A 15,490-nucleotide genomic window follows, 5' to 3' on the forward strand; every position below is an offset into this window, starting at 1 on the left:
GGCCGGATTCGACCGAGGGCGCCGGGAGTCGACGGGTCAGTTCTGCGCGTACGCCGCGTCGGTGGAGAAGACCAGGCCGACACTGATCGTGCCGTTACGCAGACCGGTCTTGGTCAGCGGGCCACCACCGTCGAGGGACGAGAACGAACCGACCGTGAGGCCGTACTTCTCCTCCAGGCCGGGCTTGCAGAACGGGCGCTCCTGGCACTCCGGCGGGCCGCCCAGCACGGTGGCCGTACCCGAGCACTTCTCGGCCAGCTCGGAGAGGGTCCGCACGCCGTACTTGTCGGCGAACTCCTGGGTCACCGCGAACGCGTTCTGGCTCTGGGCGGCGGCCGGGGCACCGAAGGTGAGGCCGGCCTTCTCGCCGAGGCCGCGCAGGGCGGTCACGGTGGCTTCCACGTCCGGCGAGGAGACCGGCTGGCCGCCGCCCGCCTTGCCGTTGAGGAACTCGGCCATGGTGGCCGCGTACTCGGGGACGACCTGGATCTCGCCCTTCTCCAGCGCCGGCTCGTACAGCTCCCGGTTGCCGATCTGCTGGACGGTGACCTGGTAGCCGGCCGCCGTCAGCTGGATCTTGTAGAGCTCGGCAATGATCTCACTCTCGGTGAAGTTGCCGGCGCCCACGGTCAGGCGCCCGCCCGGTCCCCGCTCGACCCCGTCGGCAAGCGAGTTGGCCGTGGCGAACTCCTGCGCGGCCACCTGGGCGCTCTTGCGGTCCACGTCGACCGCCTTGTTGAGCTGCACCAGCTTGGGGGTGTCGAGCACCGACGAGACCTTGTCCAGCGCCGCGACGAGCTGCGGCGTGGACACCTCGCTGTTGATCGCCGGAATGATGTTGTCCGCGTTCTGCAGGGACTTGTCGTCGTCGAGCGCGATGAGCTGCTCGCCGGCCACCGGTGCGCAGCCCTCCCCCGAGGCCCCCTGCTGCGGCGCCTCGGTGCCGGACGAGCCGGCCTCACCGCATCCGGCCAGCACGCCCGCGGCGGCGATCGCGCCGACGAACGCGATGGACAGTCTTCTACCTGCGCGCATGTGCCCGCCTTCCGTGTCCCGGCGCGACCCCTCGGGCCGGCCGCGTGTCCGACGGGCGATCCGCATCAGCCGCCCGCAGTCCCACCCAACATCCTGGTGGCGGGCACCGACAACTCGGAGAGAACTTCGTCACCGGAACGTCACCATCCGTCCACGACGGCGGCGCGACGGGCCACCCGGACCGGTGACTCCAGGGCGACTCAGGTGCCGGTGACCGCGTCCGCCGCGCGTCGTGCGGCCCGACGCCGGACGCGACGCAGCGGGCGGGGCGTGACCATCCGCTCGACCCCGGCGAAGATCAGTTCGACGCTGACCGCGAGCGCGGCCACCAGCAGGCCACCGGCGAGGATCTGTCCCCCGCCGACCGCGATGCTCAGCCCGAAGCCGAATCGGATGATCTCCCCCAGGCCACCACCGTTGACGAAGGTCGCCAGGGCCGCCGTGGCGACCACCTGAACGGCGGCGGTCCGGAACCCGGCAGCCAGATAGGGCACCGCGAGCGGCAACTCGACCCGACGCAGCACCTGCCTGCCGGTCATCCCCATCCCCCGGGCCGCCTCCCGGATCTGCGGGTCGACCTGCCGCACCCCGGTGTACGCGTTGGCCAGCAGCGGCGGCACCGCGAACACCGCCAGGGCGACCACCACGGCCGGGCGGCCGAAGCCGAGGAAGGTCAACGGCAGGATGGTCAACAGCGCCAGCGTGGGCACCGCCAGGGTGACGTTGGAGACCAGCACCACCACGCCGCCGCCCCGGCCGGTGTGTCCCAGCCACAGCCCGAGCGGCCAGGCCACCAGGCAGCCCAGCAGCACGGCCGTGGCCGACATGCTGACGTGCTCGCCGAGCCGGTCCAGTGCCCCGCCCGGGTTGGTCCAGTTCAACGGGTCGTTGAGCCAGACCACCGCCTGCTCCACGGGATTCATGGCGTCCTCCCGCCGGTCCGCCGGCCGCCCGCCGCGTCCGCGCTCATCCGACCCGCCCGCGCAGCCACGGGGTGAGCAGCCGGCCGACGCCGACCAGGAACAGGTCGAGCACCAGCGCCAGCAGCACGCAGAGCAGCGTCCCGGTCATGATCTGGGCCTTGTAGAAGTTGTTCTGGAAACCCGCGAAGATGATCTGCCCGAGGCCGCCGCGCCCGATCACCACACCGACGGTGACCAGCGCGACGGTGGAGACCGTGGCCAGCCGCAGGCCGGTGAGGATGCCGGGGAGGGCCAGCGGCAGTTCCACCCGCAGCAGTCGGCCCCAGCGGCCGTAACCCATGCCCTCGGCCGCCTCGCGTACCTCGACCGGCACCTGGTTGAGCCCGGCAACGGCGTTCCGGACGATCACCAGCAGCGCGTAGAGCACCACCACGCTGAGCACCGTCGTCACCCCGATGCCCAGGTACGGCGCGATGAACGCGAACAGCGCCAGGGACGGGACGGTGTAGAGCACCCCGGTGAGTGCGAGAATCGGACCGGTCAACGGCCGGAACCAGTACGCCACGACGGCCAGCGGGACGGCGATCAGCGCCGCGATCAGCACCGCCCGTAGGGTCAGCGTGGTGTGGTCCCGCAGGGCGGCCAGCACCGTGTCAGAGTTGTCCCGCACGTACTGCCAGGAGAACCACGGGTTACCCGGGTCGGCCCGGTAGCTCAGGCGGAAGGACATACGTGGACGTTACCCCGGCCACCGACGACGGTCGGCGCGCGGCGTCGATCACTCTCGACGGTATCGGCAAGCGGTATCCGGACGGTACCGAGGCCGTCCGCGACCTCAGCCTGCACATCGACGCGGGTGAGCTGGTCGTGCTGATCGGGCCCTCCGGGTGCGGCAAGTCGACCGTGTTGCGGATGGTCAACCGCCTGATCGAGCCGACCGCCGGCCGGATCGTGCTCGGCGAGTCCGACGTGACCCGGGTCGACCCGGTGAAACTGCGGCGACAGATCGGGTACGTCATCCAGAACGTCGGCCTGTTCCCGCACCAGACGGTGGCCGCCAACGTGGCCACCGTGCCCCGCCTGCTCGGCTGGCCCCGGGACCGGGCCCGGCGCCGCGTCGACGAACTGCTGGAGCTGGTCGGCCTCGATCCGGCGCAGTTCGGCCGGCGCTACCCGCACGAACTCTCCGGCGGTCAACGGCAGCGGGTCGGCGTGGCCCGGGCACTCGCGGCCGACCCGGTGGTGCTGCTGATGGACGAGCCGTTCTCCGCCGTGGACCCGATCGTGCGAACCCGGTTGCAGGAGGAGTTCCTGCGGCTCCAGGCCGAGGTCCGCAAGACCATCGTCCTGGTCACCCACGACCTGGACGAGGCGGTACGGCTCGGCGACCGCATCGCGGTGCTCTCCGAGGGCGGCCACCTGGAGCAGTACGACACCCCGGCGGCCCTGCTCGGCAGCCCCGCCACCCCGTTCGTCCGCGAGTTCGTCGGCGCCGACCGGGGCATCCGGCGGTTGGCGGTGACCCCGCTGACCCGGGAGGTGCTCGAACCGCTGCCCGCCGACGGCACGGCGGAACTGCCCTCGGTGCCGCTGGGCGGTTCGGCGTACGACGCGTTGGCGGTGCTGCTCACCTCGACGCAGGGTCGGGCCCTCGTCACCGAGGACGGTCGCCCGGTCGGGTTGCTCAGCCGGGAACGCGTCCTCACCCTGGCCGAACCGACCGGCTGAGCCACGCCGCACCTCGGTCGACGCGAAACCGGGCCCGCCGATGCGGCAGGCCCGGTCGCGGTCGTCGAGCAGGTCAGCGGCGTCCCCGGTAGCCACCGAGGGTGGCGATGCCGATGATCCAGCCGGTGAACAACCCGTACTCGGCACCGTCGCCGGCGGCCTGGAAGGCGCCGAGCAGCGACGGGTTGGTGCGGATCAGCGCGGTGAGCAGGGCCGCGAAGGCGCCCGCGAAGACGAATGCCGCCCAGCCGGCGAAGAACTGGCTGAGCGTGCCCCGGGCCCGGGCGAGCTGCGAGCCCGGCAGGAGGTAGAGGAAGACGAAGGTCATCACGACCACGAGAATCGCCTTCAGGTCGGCGGCGAAGATCTCCTGGATCGAGTCGGAGGAGTCGAACCGCCAGGCCGGCCAGGCGAGAAGTCTCAGGAACCAGCCGCCGGCGCTGTCCGGGTCGGTGTTGTCCCGTGCCCAGTCGGCGTACCAGGGGCTGCCGAAGACCAGGACCATGATGAGCGCGGCGAGCGTGCCGGCGCCCGGTGCGGACTTGTATCGATTGGTGAGAGCCATGGCCCCGCTAGTTCCCAGCACATCGACACGGGCAAACGCGAGGCGCGTTTTATGGGGGTACGCCCCGTTCGGCGATGGGTACCGACCCGGCCGGTCAGTGCTTCATCAGGTAGTCGATGAAGGCGGCACGCAGCAGCGGAGCGGACTCCTCGTAGCCGTGACCGGTCATCTCCCGCCACAGCGCGGCGGCCTCGTCGATCGTCGGCCCCACCGAGTTCGGCGCGCCGTCCAGGGCGGCGGCCTCGTCCGCGTTCGGCAGGCGGCGCAGCACCGACCAGAAGAACTTCACGTCCCGGTTCTCCCGGGCGAGCGCGAACGCCTGCTCGCGCAGCTCCTCGGTGGAGAGGGCGTCCAACTCCTCGAACGACCGGCCGCCGGAGATCGATGATGTGTCGGTCATGAACCGAGCCTAACCGCCGAGATCACATTCGGCGCGTCGACGGCGCGCGGGACCGACGGTCCGTCACCGGTCCTCGGCGTCCCAGGGGCGCGGGCCGGTCTCCCAGCGGCGGGGCCCCCACGGGTCGGTCGTGCTCGTCGGCGACTGCGCCGGAGGCATGGGCGGCCAGTCACCGACCGGCTCCGGTCGTGGCAACGTCCAGCCGCCGCCGTTGGTGGCGTCCGGCGGCGGGGGCGGCGGTGCGGCCGTGAACAGCGGCGCGGGCCGCCCGTACGCCTCGACCAGCCGGGTGACCACCAGACCGACGGCCAACACCACTCCGCCGACCGCCCACCGGCTGACCGTCCAGCCACGGGTCTGGGCGTACGCGAGGAACAGGCCGATCGCACCGGCCGTCAGCAGCGTGCCGAACACCCCGCCGCGCAGCCCGAAGGCGCTGGTGCCGGCGAGCACGGCCGCGCCCACCGCCAGCACCGTCCAGTCCAGCCCGGTCGCCGGGGTCACCGCCCCCTCGGCGGAGGCGACGAGCGCACCCGCGAGCATCGCCAGGACGGTGGAGAAGACGTACCCCAGGGTGGTGACGACGGCGGCGGCCGTCCCCCGCCGCCGGGCCGGGTCGGCGACCGGGCGGAACCGGCCGACCAGCCGGCGGACCGGTCCCAGCGCTCCGAACAACGCGCCGAACACCGCGATCGCGGCGAAGCCGACGAAGAGCTGGCCGGCGACGCCACGCGGGTCGAAGTCCCCCTGCACCAGCACCGGTGCGGAGCGCTGCTCGATGTAGACGATCACACCGGCCGCACCCGCCAGGCTGGCCGCCCAGCCGGGCACGTGCAGCACCACCACGAGCAGTCCCAGCAGCAGTCCACCGAGGGCGGCCACGCCACAGGCCAGCCCGACGGCCTCGACCAGGCCCCGGTCCGACTGCTCGGCGAAGTGCAGCCCGGCCGCGACCGCCACCGGCCCGATCGCCAGGTTCACCGCGGCCGTCCGCAGGCTCAGCCCGGCGGCCAGCGCCAACAGGCCGAGGGCCACCACCTCGACGATGAGTACGCGCAGCCCACCGCCCCGCAGGATCGCCGGGTCCTCCCGCCAGACCAGGTAGACCAGCGCACCGAAGCCGAACAGCAGGAGCGTCTCCCAGACGATGTGCACACCGAAGCGGTCCGGGCCGGTCTCGCACTGCGGATCGTCGGGACCGGGCTCCGTCACCGCGACGGGGGCGGCGGAGGTCGGTTCCGGGAGTTGACTCCGGCCCGGGTCGTCGTACGCCATGATCGTTGCCTCCCAGCAGCCGCCGGGAACCCATCGACGCACCGGCGGTGACCGTCACTTCTGGTCGCTGGCACCGTACCCGCGTGGCGGAGCCGGGCGTAACCCCGCGTTCACCGTCGAGGAGGGCGACTCTCCCAGTCGTCGGGCTCCTGCTCGTCCTCCGGCCGCTCCGGGACCCGGCAGGACCGCTCCAGCCAGAGCGCGGCGGCCACCAGCGCGACCGAGGCCACCAGCCCGGCGATCGCCGCCGGCCGATCCGATCCCGCAGCCTGGGTGCTCTGCACCAGCAACCAACCCACCAGCCCGGCGTACGCCCCGGCGAAGATCGCCCCGACCAGGGCGGACGCCTTGGCCAGCACCACGAAGCGGGCGACCAGCAACGGGTTGACCGGGTCACGGCCGGGTCGGCGGTCGATGCGACCACGGGTGTTGACCGCCGCGTACGCCTCCAGCACGGCGAGCCCGGCCAGGGTCACCACCGGCAGCCAGGGCAGCGGCGGCAACCCGCTGTAGTAGAAGCTGCTGATCAGCAGCCAGGTGGCCGCAGCCGCGGCCAGGGCGGCGACCACCAGGGTCGAGATCCGGGTGGGACCCATCCGCGACTCGTCGTCGGGGGGCGTGGACCGCGTCATGCCGGCCCGCCGTCACGCCGCGCGCCGACCAGGGCTGCGGCGCCGCGCCTGACGGCCGACCCGCCGTACTCGCCCGTGTCGACTCCGCTGCGCTCTCTCATGGCGTCGACTCTAACGTCAGATCCGGCCGTGGGCTCAGTTCCGCGACCTCGGCGTCGAGTGGCCCGGCGGTGAGCAGATCGGTCAGCCAGCCGTGTCCGGGCAACCGGCCGTAGGGCTGGATGTCGATCCACGGCCGCAGCACGAAGGCGCGCAGATGGGCCCGGGGATGCGGCAGCGTCAGCTCGGGGTCGTCGCGGAGCACCGGCTCACCGTCGTCGCCCCAGACCGCGATCACGTCGACGTCGAGCGTGCGGGGACCGAACCGCCGTTGCGGGTCACGGACCCGCCCGGCGGCCCGCTCGGCGCTCCGGGCCCGCGCCAGCCAGTCGTCCGGCCCGGCGGCCGGGTCACCGACCAGCGCCACCGCGTTCAGGTACGCCGGCTGCGCGGTGTCGCCCCAGGGCGGCGTCTCGTACACCCCGGAGACCATCAGCACGCTCTCGCCGAGCGTGGCCACGGCGGTACGCAGGTGGTCGAGGCGGTCACCCAGGTTGCTGCCCAGGGAGAGCACCGCCCGCGTCATCGGGTACGCGTCCGGCGCATCGTCACGGCCACGTCGCCGAAGGCGTGCGGGATCGGCGCCTCGGGTTTGTGCACGGTCACCGTCGCGGCGGACACCCGTGGATCGGTCAGGCAGACCTCGATCAGGCGGTCGGCCAGCGACTCGATCAGGTCGACCGGCTCGCCGGTGATCACCGCGACGAGGCCGTCGGCCAGCTCGCCGTAGTGCACCGTGTCGGCGACGTCGTCGGAGCGCGCGGCGGGGCCGAGGTCCAGCTCCAGGACGACGTCGACGACGAACTCCTGCCCCCGGGCGCGCTCGAAGTCGTACACGCCGTGCCGGCCGTGGGCCCGCAGGCCGGTCAGCGCGATCCGGTCGGTCATCGCCGGACCTGCCGGTCGCTGCCCGCCCCGACGGACGGTCGACTCTCCGGCGTGCCGCCGAGCCGGGGAGCGCCGGTGGCCTGCCAGACCGCGAGCGCGTCCACGGTGGCGCGGACGTCGTGCACGCGTACCCCCCAGGCACCGGCGGCGATCGCGAGCAGGCTGGTGGCGACGGTGGCCGCCTCCCGACCGCCGGTGGGTCGCGGGGTGCCATCCGGTCCGGCCAGCAACTGGCCGAGGTAGGACTTGCGGCTCGCGGCGAACAACAGCGGACAGCCGAGGTCGAGCAGTTCCGGCAGCCGGGTGCTGAGCTGCCAGTTGTGCGCCGCCGTCTTGGCGAAGCCCAGGCCCGGGTCGATGATCAGTCGGTTCTCGGACACCCCGACGGCGAGCGCCGCCGCCACCCGCTCGCCCAGTTCGGCGCGGACCTCGGCGACCACGTCCCGGTAACTGGCCAGTTCGCTCATCCGTCGGGAGTGACCGCGCCAGTGCATCAGCACCCAGGGGCAGTCGGCGTCCCGGACCACGCGGGCCATGTCCGGATCGGCCAGGCCGCCGGAGACGTCGTTGACCACCACCGCCCCGGCGGCCAGTGCCGCCTCGGCGACCCGGGCCCGGGTGGTGTCGATGCTGACCGGTACGCCGGCCGCGGTCAGCTCCCGGACCACCGGCAGCACCCGGGCGCTCTCCGTCTCGGCGTCCACCCGGTCGGCGCCGGGCCGTGTCGACTCTCCACCGACATCCACCAACGCCGCTCCGTCGGCACGCAGCCGGACGCCGTGTGCGACGGCCGCGGCGACGTCGGCGTAGCGTCCGCCGTCGGAGAACGAGTCGGGCGTGACGTTCAGAACGCCCATCACCACCGGGGCCGAGGCCCGTACCAGATCGGTCACGACTAGACGGTACCGGTCCGTTCCACCGCCCTGAGCAGGCCCGCGATCCGGGCACTGACAAGGCGATTAGAACGCGTGTACGATCGGTCGTCCGGGTAGCTTCGGGCAGACTCTTCGCGGCTTGTCGCAAAGGGGGGCGGCCCGTACGCTGTGGAATTGCCCAGCATCGAGATGGCGAGGCGTGAAGAGGAGGGCCGAAGCGGGGTAATTCGCCCAAAAATCGCCACTTTCCGTGGCGAGTGACACACACAGGGTCTCGGGCGCTGTGCCGACCGAGCGCCCATCCCGCAAGGCTTGCCTACTGCACCACCGCGGCACCGCCGGCCGCGACTTGGGGAGGTTCCAGTGATCGCCATCGAGCTGATGGAAGCGGCGTCGAGCAACGCCGCCCACCTGCTCTCCACTGTGGCGTCGTCGATCCCGCTCGCTGCCGACGAGCCGACCGGGATCAACACCGAAGGCGTCGTCACCTTCTTCGCCAGCAAGATCGCGCCGATCCTGCTCGCCGTCCTGGGTGTCATCTTCATCGGCCGTGCCAGCCGGGGCGAGATCTCCAAGGTGTTGACCAGCTCCGCCATCGCGATCGTCGGGCTGGCCTTCATCGCCGGAGCCGCCACCCTCTTCTTCATCGGCGACTTCCTGATCAACCTGATCTTCGAATAGGCGCGGGCTCGACATGCGGCTGCGCACCGACGACGACATCTACCGGGCCCGCCTGGTCTACCTCGGGCCGCCCGGCTACACCCTTCCGGTCCACCTGCCGTACGCCCAGTACGGGCTGTTCATGCTGCTCGTTCCCCTCTACATGTTCATCCACTGGTTGTTCACGTTGCAGGTCGAGCTCTTCCCCGCCTGGGAGATCGCCCTCGCCATCGTGACCACCTCGTTCGTCTTCCGGTACGTCGACCCGGATCGGCCGGCGCGCATGGTGATCCGTACCGCGCTGACCGACTGGCGACGCACCCGGGAGCCGGCCGCCGAGCAGCGCGATCCGCGCCTGGTCGGCAGCAGGATCAGGATCCGGGAGGAACTCGCATGACCGGCTGCACGCCGTACCGGCCGTCCCACAGGTTGCCGGGCCGTCCCGGTGCCGCCGAGACGACACACGGCCTCCCGACGGCCACCACGGACGCGGGCAGGGCGGTCGCATGAGCCCCTCCCCCACGCCGGGTTCCCCGGCCGGGCGTCCGGCCGCACCACACGGTAACCGTGCGCGATCATTCGACTACCCGCAGGCCGGTGAGCTCGACGAGGCCGACCTCGATCCGGCGCTCGCCACCACCCCCGGCCACGGTGGCGTCGGCGTCTTCCAGGCTCCCCGCCCACCGCAGCGCCTGTCGGTGGCGGCGGAACCCGCGCCGCCACCCCCGGCACCCCGCGACGGGGCCGACATCGACTCGCCCTTCCTGGACCTGTTCGGCGGCACCTACGCCCGGCCGGGTTCCGCCCAGCGCGGCAACGCCCTTTCCGGGCGGAGCGTGCCGCAACAGGCACTGCCCCCGCCACCCCCACCGGTCGTACCGCCGACGCCGGTGACCCAGCGGCCGGCCACACCGCACCTGCCCGCGCAGGCCACCGGCCCGGCCCCCGCCGTAGCCCGACCGGCCGTCGAGCCCCCCGTGGTCACCGCACCCGCCGTGCCGCCGCCTCCACCTCCGGCACGGCCGCCGGCACCGGCCCCCGACCGGCTCCCGAACGCCCGCCCGCCCGTCGACGACCAGCCGACCCGGGCCGAGCGGTCCGCGCGACCCGGCGTCGACGAGCGCCCGCCCCGCGACGATCGTCCGCAGCGCGATCCCCGGCCGGACCGCGACGACCGTCGGCCGGCCGACGAGGCCCCCCCGGCCGAGCCCGCCCCGCCGTCGCGCCGGACGCCGGCACCCGCCGCCCGGACGACCGCCGCACCCCGGCAACGCTCCGTGGAGCGGCGGGACCGTCCGGTGAAACCGGCCCGCGTCCGCGCGCCGAAGATCAAGTTCGGCGACCGGGACCCGGCGGTCGAACTGGCCATCACCGAGATCGCCGGTCACCTGACCTTCACCCCCAACACGGTCACCGCCTGGTACTGGCTACCCGAGGTGCGCTGGGCGTTCCGGCCGGACGCGGAGCGGGAAGCGCTGCTCTCGGCCATCTCCGAGCAGTACGCCGGCCTGGCCGGATTCCGGCTGCACCTGCGGCGCACCAGCCGGCCCTTCCCGGCCGACGAGTGGGCCCGCACCATCGACGGAAACACCGCCTCCCCGTTGCCGGACGTCCCCGGCACCCCTGGCTGGGCCGATCACCTGGTCGCGGCGCAGCGGCACCTGCTCTCGGTCAACCACGCCGAGGGGCAGACCTACCTCGGCGTCACCTTCGCGCGTCGCTCGCTCGGCGACTCGCTCACCGAACGGGTGCTGCGCACCTTCGGTCGAGGCGTGGCCGAAGGCGAACGCCGCAAGCTCGGACGCACCGTCGAACAGTTCGACGAGGTCCTGGGCGCGTTCGGCATGCGTGGCCGCCGGGTCACCTCGCAGGAGCTGGAATGGCTGCTGTACCGCTCGGTGGCGCTCTGCATGGCGCCGCCCGGTGCCCTCTCGCCCATCACCGACGGGCGCTGGGAACGCGGTGACCTGCTGGCCCTCACCGAGCAGGTCGAGCGCTACCGCACCCCGTACGGTTCGACGGTAAAGCTGGTCAACCGGATGACCGGCGAGGAACGGCACGTGGCGGTGCTCGCCGTCGGCCGGATGGAGCCGCTGGAGATTCCCGAACGCCACGAGCCCTGGCTGCACTTCCACGAGCGGCTGCCGTGGCCCATGGAGCTCTCCACCCGGGTCGACATCCTCGGTTCCGGCGACTCCTTCCGGAACCTGGAGCACCGGCTCCGGATGATCCGGTCGCAGCAGCTCGACTACGCCGAGCACGGCATCGACGCCCCGCCCGAGCTGGAACGCCTGGCCAAGCGCGCCCTGGTGATCGGTGACGAGATGACCACCGGGCTGCCGGTCGACTCCGCCCGGGCGCACGGCTGGCACCGACTCGCCGTCGGTGGGCGTACCCGGGAGGAGTGCCTGGAGCGGGCCCGGCGGCTGATCCAGCTCTACTCGCGCGAGCTGCGCGTCTCCCTCCAGCACCCGAAGAACCAGGACTGGCTGGCCCGCGAGTTCATCCCCGGCGAGCCGATCGCCAACACCGGGTACGTCCGACGGATGCCGGTCCACCTCCTGGCGGCGGCGCTGCCCCAGGCCGCGTCGACGGTCGGCGACCGCCGGGGCGACCTGATCGGGCGTACCGCGGGCACCTGCCGCCGGCCGGTCTTCCTCGACCTGCACTTCCCGATGGAGGTCCGCGAACGCTCCGGGCTCGCGGTCTTCGTGGCCGAGCCGGGCGGTGGCAAGTCGACCCTGCTCGGTGCCCTGGGCTACCTCGCCGCACGACGCGGTGTGCAGGTCACGCTGCTCGACCCGTCCGGCCCGCTGGCCCGGCTCTGCGCGATGCCGGAGCTGCGCCCGTACTCTCGGGTGCTCAACCTGACCGGCTCCGAGCACGGCACCCTCGCGCCCTACTCGCTGATCCCGACGCCGCTGCGCAGCGAGTTCAGCAGCGGTGCGTCCGGCGACCGCGAGTTCGAGATCGCGGTCTCCAACGCCCGGGCCGAGCGTCGGATGCTGGTGCAGGACATCTGCATGATGCTGGTGCCGCCGCAGGTGGCCCGCGAGGCGTCCACCGCCACCCTGTTCCGGCACGCCGTACGCCAGGTGCCCGCCGAGGAGACCTCGACGCTGGACGACGTGGTCACCTGCCTCGGGCAGCTCGACGACGACGCCGGCCGGGAACTGGCCAACCTGCTGCTGGACACCGCCGAGATGCCGCTGGCCATGCTCTTCTTCGGCCGGCCGCCGGAGGGGCTGCTCGGGGCGGACGCGGCACTCACCGTGATCACCATGGCCGGCCTGCGGCTGCCCGACCTCAAGATCGAACGCGAGTACTGGTCGGCCGAGGAGGCGTTGGCGCTGCCGATGCTGCACACCGCGCACCGACTGGCGGTACGCCGCTGCTACGGCGGCTCGATGTCGTCCCGCAAGCTCGTGGGCCTGGACGAGGCACACTTCATGGAAGGGTGGCGCTCCGGCCGGTCCTTCCTGGTCCGGCTCGCCCGCGACTCCCGCAAGTGGAACCTCGCCGCGCTGGTCGCCTCTCAGAATCCAAAAGACATCCTCGGCCTCGACGTGCAGAACCTCGTCTCCACCGTCTTCGTCGGCCGGATCGCCGAGGACGCCGAGATCGCCTCCGAGGCGCTCCGGCTGCTGCGCGTCCCGGTGGACGACGGGTACGAGGCGACCCTCGCCTCACTCTCCACCGCCGACGCGACCTCCGCCCACCGGCTCGGCTTCCGTGAGTTCGTCATGCGCGACGTGGACGGCCGGGTGCAGAAGGTCCGCGTCGACGTCTCCTACGTGGACGGACTGCTGAGTCACCTCGACACCACCCCCGCCGCCATCGCCGCCGCCGCAGGGGTGTTACCTACCGTCCTGCCTGACATGGAGGCGTGACATGGCGAGGGCCCGGGCAAGGATCACGGCGTTCCTCCTGGCACTCGGCGTCCTCGCCGTGGCCACGATCAGTTGGCCCGGGCTCACCGCCACACCCGCGTACGCCGCCCCGGTCGCGTACCAGGCACCCACCGACCTCTGCACGGTGCAGGAGTGGCAGGTCGACTTCCGGGCCTGCGTCGCCAAGCTCCAGCAGGTCGCGGAGTCGGAGGCCACCTGCCTGAACCCCCCGACCCCGACCGCACCGGACTCCGGCATGGCCGGCTGGTTCGCCTCCCGCCCCGATGCCTCCAAGCTCCCCGGCCCCAAGGGGTATTACACCGACTACGGCTACGCCGGTTACAGCTACAGCACCTACAAGGTCGAGTCCGGCTGCGCCACCACACTGCTTCACCCGGACTACAAGTTCACCAACACCGTCGCCAACGGCGAGTTCATGATGGCAACGGCGATCATCGGCGCCTCGAACGCCCTGCGCGAGCGCGCCTGGGAACCAGGGACGATGTGGGGCTGGGCCGACCCCCTGGTGGACCAGGCGACCAAGGCGATCTACCAGAAGGTGTTCAGCGTCTTCGGCATCGTCACGCTCTGTGTCGTGGGGCTCTACCTGCTCTGGCGGTCCCGCCAGTCCGACATGAGCACCGCCATGACCACGGCGGGGTGGGCACTGGTGGTAATGATCGCGGTGACCGCGTTGGCCGCCTGGCCGGTCAAGTCCGCCAACCTCGCCGACGGTGCCCTCGTCTCCACACTCGGTGTCGTACACGACGCCGTCGGCCCGGCGTCCAAGGACGTGCCGGCCGACCGGTGTGTAATGCCCAACCCGGATGCCTGCACGGACAAGCGTCCACCCGCGGTACGGGCGAGTGACACCGCCGCCGAGGCGATGCTCTACCGCAACTGGTTACGTGGCGTGCTGGGTTCGGCCGACAGCGAGACCGCGCGCAAGTACGGTGCCGCTCTCTACGACGCCAAGTCGCTGACCTGGGGCGAGGCTGAGAAGATCCGCACGAGTCCTGAGACCCGCGATGCCACCATCGCTGCCAAGAAGCAGCAGTGGATGACCGTCGCGGCGCAGATCGAGCGGGAGGACCCGGAGGCGTTCGAGTACCTACAGGGCGTCCGGGACATGGACCGGGTCGGTGCGGGTTTCATCGCCGTACTGGCCGCCCTGCTCTTCGCGATGTTCGACCTGACCGCGTCGCTGCTCGTCCTGCTCGGCTTCCTGATCTTCCGGTGGGCGGTCATCGCCGCGCCGATCCTGGGCACGATCGGTCTGCTCCGACCGGCCAGCGCCGGGCTACGACGGCTCGGCAACGCGGTGGTGGCGGCCCTCTTCAACATCGCGATCTTCGGCACCGGTGCCGCCATCTATCTCTTCGCCGTCGACCTCATCATGAGCACCGCCACGCTGCCGGGCTGGCTGCAGGTGGTCCTGGTCTGGCTGTGCGGAGTGGTCGGCTGGCTGCTGCTGCGCCCCTACCGGCGGATCACCCAACTGGGCGGCAAGGACAGCAGTGCGGCGGTCAGTTCCGCCGGCTCCTGGCACCGACGGTTCTTCCGGGACATGCGTACCGCCGCCCGGCTCGATGTGGCGGAGCCCGGTGGGACCACGGAACCCGGCATGGGACGGCGCCGAGGCCTGGTGCCGGAACAGCCGAAGGTACGTCCGGAGGCCCGTCCGGATCCGGTTCCCACCGGAGGTTCGGCGGCACCGCAGCGTCCGGATGCTCCGCAACGCCCGGACGGTCGTGAGCCGAAGGGCACGCCTCCCCCGGCAGACGAACCGCGCCCCGAGGGCCGGCCCTCCGCGCCGCGACCGCGCCGTCGTCAGCCCGCCTCCTGGACGGCGCCGGACGTACCCGAGGAGAACCCGTCCTTCGCCATCTACCGTCCGGGCTCAGCCGAGCGCGCGCCCGAGAAGGTGACGCCGCGGGTTCGCTCCGAGGCCCGGTGAGTGTCGTGCGACGTGCCATCGAGTTCGTCTTCACCAGGTTGTTGCGGTCCCGGCTCGGCGTCGCGCTCGGCATCGCCGTCCTGGTGCTCGGCGTGGTCGGGGCGGCCCGGGTGATCTCCGGTCCGGACGACTCCACCGGGTTGAGCAATCGCCCTCCGGCACCGATCACCACGGTGCACCCGACCACCGGCGACGACGGTGCGATCTCGACGACCACGACGCCGTCGCCGGTCACCCGCCCCGGCGAGCCCACACCGGAGCGGATCGCGGAACGCTTCACGACTGCCTGGCTGGGGCAACCGGGCCAATCTGCGGAGCAGTGGCGTCAGGAGTTGCGCCCGTTCGCCACTCCGGCTCTTCTCGACAAGCTCGCCGGCGCGGATCCCGCCGGCGTGCCCACGGGAAAGCCGACCGAGGTGACCGTGCGCGCTCGAGGGGAGACCTTCGTGGAGGCGCTGGTCACGCTCGACACGGGGCGACTCCGACTCGAGTTGGTAGCGCCGGACGGACGATGGTTGGTGGACGCCGTGGACTGGGAGCGCGCATGAGCGAGCGGCAGCGAG

General features: G+C 72.2%; 16 protein-coding genes. 6 read left to right on the forward strand and 10 right to left on the reverse strand.

Going from position 1 to position 15,490, the window contains the following annotated elements:
• Positions 1-36: 36 nt before the first annotated feature.
• The 3 genes from ACFYTT_RS25940 to ACFYTT_RS25950 form a co-directional block, all read right to left on the reverse strand.
• Complete coding sequence (locus ACFYTT_RS25940) at positions 37-1,035, reverse strand: glycine betaine ABC transporter substrate-binding protein (RefSeq protein WP_131054217.1); 999 nt, start codon at positions 1,033-1,035, stop codon at positions 37-39.
• A gap of 200 nt (positions 1,036-1,235) precedes the next feature.
• Positions 1,236-1,958, reverse strand: a complete 723-nt coding sequence (locus ACFYTT_RS25945) for an ABC transporter permease (RefSeq protein ID WP_131054218.1) — start codon at positions 1,956-1,958, stop codon at positions 1,236-1,238.
• A gap of 43 nt (positions 1,959-2,001) precedes the next feature.
• The gene (locus ACFYTT_RS25950) at positions 2,002-2,688 is read right to left on the reverse strand and encodes an ABC transporter permease (protein WP_131054219.1); all 687 of its coding nucleotides are present in this window, start codon (positions 2,686-2,688) and stop codon (positions 2,002-2,004) included.
• Between the two features lie 2 nt (positions 2,689-2,690).
• Between ACFYTT_RS25950 and ACFYTT_RS25955 the strand changes: the two genes are divergently transcribed.
• Entirely contained in the window at positions 2,691-3,686 is a 996-nt protein-coding gene (locus tag ACFYTT_RS25955; protein WP_131054220.1) for an ABC transporter ATP-binding protein, read from the forward strand.
• 73 nt (positions 3,687-3,759) lie between these two features.
• Here ACFYTT_RS25955 and ACFYTT_RS25960 read toward each other — a convergent pair whose 3' ends face one another.
• The 7 genes from ACFYTT_RS25960 to folP all read right to left on the reverse strand — a co-directional run bounded on the left by ACFYTT_RS25960 (position 3,760) and on the right by folP (position 8,438).
• Positions 3,760-4,251, reverse strand: coding sequence for a hypothetical protein (locus ACFYTT_RS25960; protein WP_131054221.1), 492 nt, complete (start codon positions 4,249-4,251; stop codon positions 3,760-3,762).
• A 94-nt stretch (positions 4,252-4,345) separates the two neighbouring features.
• Positions 4,346-4,651, reverse strand: coding sequence for a hypothetical protein (locus ACFYTT_RS25965; protein ID WP_131054222.1), 306 nt, complete (start codon positions 4,649-4,651; stop codon positions 4,346-4,348).
• Between the two features lie 63 nt (positions 4,652-4,714).
• The gene (locus tag ACFYTT_RS25970; protein WP_357210157.1) at positions 4,715-5,926 is read right to left on the reverse strand and encodes an ABC transporter permease; all 1,212 of its coding nucleotides are present in this window, start codon (positions 5,924-5,926) and stop codon (positions 4,715-4,717) included.
• A 110-nt stretch (positions 5,927-6,036) separates the two neighbouring features.
• Complete coding sequence (locus tag ACFYTT_RS25975) at positions 6,037-6,522, reverse strand: DUF3180 domain-containing protein (RefSeq protein ID WP_387263155.1); 486 nt, start codon at positions 6,520-6,522, stop codon at positions 6,037-6,039.
• 133 nt (positions 6,523-6,655) lie between these two features.
• Positions 6,656-7,183, reverse strand: coding sequence for a 2-amino-4-hydroxy-6-hydroxymethyldihydropteridine diphosphokinase (gene folK, locus ACFYTT_RS25980; protein WP_131054225.1), 528 nt, complete (start codon positions 7,181-7,183; stop codon positions 6,656-6,658).
• A complete protein-coding gene (gene folB / locus ACFYTT_RS25985) occupies positions 7,180-7,545 on the reverse strand; it encodes a dihydroneopterin aldolase (protein ID WP_131054226.1) in 366 nt (121 codons plus the stop codon). Before folB ends, folK begins: the two co-directional genes overlap by 4 nt.
• Positions 7,542-8,438, reverse strand: coding sequence for a dihydropteroate synthase (gene folP, locus ACFYTT_RS25990; protein WP_387262987.1), 897 nt, complete (start codon positions 8,436-8,438; stop codon positions 7,542-7,544). Before folP ends, folB begins: the two co-directional genes overlap by 4 nt.
• 345 nt (positions 8,439-8,783) lie before the next feature.
• Here folP and ACFYTT_RS25995 point away from each other — a divergent pair, with 345 nt between their 5' ends.
• The 5 genes from ACFYTT_RS25995 (at position 8,784) to ACFYTT_RS26015 (ending at position 15,475) form a co-directional block, all read left to right on the forward strand.
• Positions 8,784-9,101: a hypothetical protein gene (locus tag ACFYTT_RS25995; RefSeq protein WP_131054228.1), complete on the forward strand. Its 318-nt coding sequence runs from the start codon at positions 8,784-8,786 to the stop codon at positions 9,099-9,101.
• A 13-nt stretch (positions 9,102-9,114) separates the two neighbouring features.
• Entirely contained in the window at positions 9,115-9,477 is a 363-nt protein-coding gene (locus ACFYTT_RS26000; protein WP_093409867.1) for a hypothetical protein, read from the forward strand.
• 109 nt (positions 9,478-9,586) lie between these two features.
• Complete coding sequence (locus ACFYTT_RS26005) at positions 9,587-12,970, forward strand: ATP-binding protein (RefSeq protein ID WP_387262991.1); 3,384 nt, start codon at positions 9,587-9,589, stop codon at positions 12,968-12,970.
• A gap of 1 nt (position 12,971) precedes the next feature.
• Positions 12,972-14,927 (forward strand): MFS transporter, encoded by a 1,956-nt coding sequence (locus ACFYTT_RS26010; RefSeq protein WP_387262994.1) that lies wholly within the window; start codon positions 12,972-12,974, stop codon positions 14,925-14,927.
• A complete protein-coding gene (locus ACFYTT_RS26015) occupies positions 14,924-15,475 on the forward strand; it encodes a hypothetical protein (protein WP_131053132.1) in 552 nt (183 codons plus the stop codon). The genes ACFYTT_RS26010 and ACFYTT_RS26015 overlap by 4 nt, the downstream gene beginning before the upstream one ends.
• Positions 15,476-15,490: the final 15 nt, after the last annotated feature.

Origin of the sequence: Micromonospora sp. NPDC003816, from assembly GCF_042874705.1 — a bacterium.
Taxonomy (GTDB): Bacteria; Actinomycetota; Actinomycetes; order Mycobacteriales; family Micromonosporaceae; genus Micromonospora.

Coding starts and splice junctions, on each gene's coding strand:
- folB (WP_131054226.1), bottom strand. CDS start 7,545: ATGACCGACCGGATCGCGCTGACCGGCCTGCGGGCCCACGGCCGGCAC.
- ACFYTT_RS25965 (WP_131054222.1), bottom strand. CDS start 4,651: ATGACCGACACATCATCGATCTCCGGCGGCCGGTCGTTCGAGGAGTTG.
- ACFYTT_RS25940 (WP_131054217.1), bottom strand. CDS start 1,035: ATGCGCGCAGGTAGAAGACTGTCCATCGCGTTCGTCGGCGCGATCGCC.
- ACFYTT_RS25975 (WP_387263155.1), bottom strand. CDS start 6,522: ATGGGTCCCACCCGGATCTCGACCCTGGTGGTCGCCGCCCTGGCCGCG.
- folK (WP_131054225.1), bottom strand. CDS start 7,183: ATGACGCGGGCGGTGCTCTCCCTGGGCAGCAACCTGGGTGACCGCCTC.
- ACFYTT_RS25970 (WP_357210157.1), bottom strand. CDS start 5,926: ATGGCGTACGACGACCCGGGCCGGAGTCAACTCCCGGAACCGACCTCC.
- ACFYTT_RS25960 (WP_131054221.1), bottom strand. CDS start 4,251: ATGGCTCTCACCAATCGATACAAGTCCGCACCGGGCGCCGGCACGCTC.
- ACFYTT_RS26010 (WP_387262994.1), top strand. CDS start 12,972: ATGGCGAGGGCCCGGGCAAGGATCACGGCGTTCCTCCTGGCACTCGGC.
- ACFYTT_RS25950 (WP_131054219.1), bottom strand. CDS start 2,688: ATGTCCTTCCGCCTGAGCTACCGGGCCGACCCGGGTAACCCGTGGTTC.
- ACFYTT_RS26000 (WP_093409867.1), top strand. CDS start 9,115: ATGCGGCTGCGCACCGACGACGACATCTACCGGGCCCGCCTGGTCTAC.
- ACFYTT_RS26005 (WP_387262991.1), top strand. CDS start 9,587: ATGAGCCCCTCCCCCACGCCGGGTTCCCCGGCCGGGCGTCCGGCCGCA.
- ACFYTT_RS25945 (WP_131054218.1), bottom strand. CDS start 1,958: ATGAATCCCGTGGAGCAGGCGGTGGTCTGGCTCAACGACCCGTTGAAC.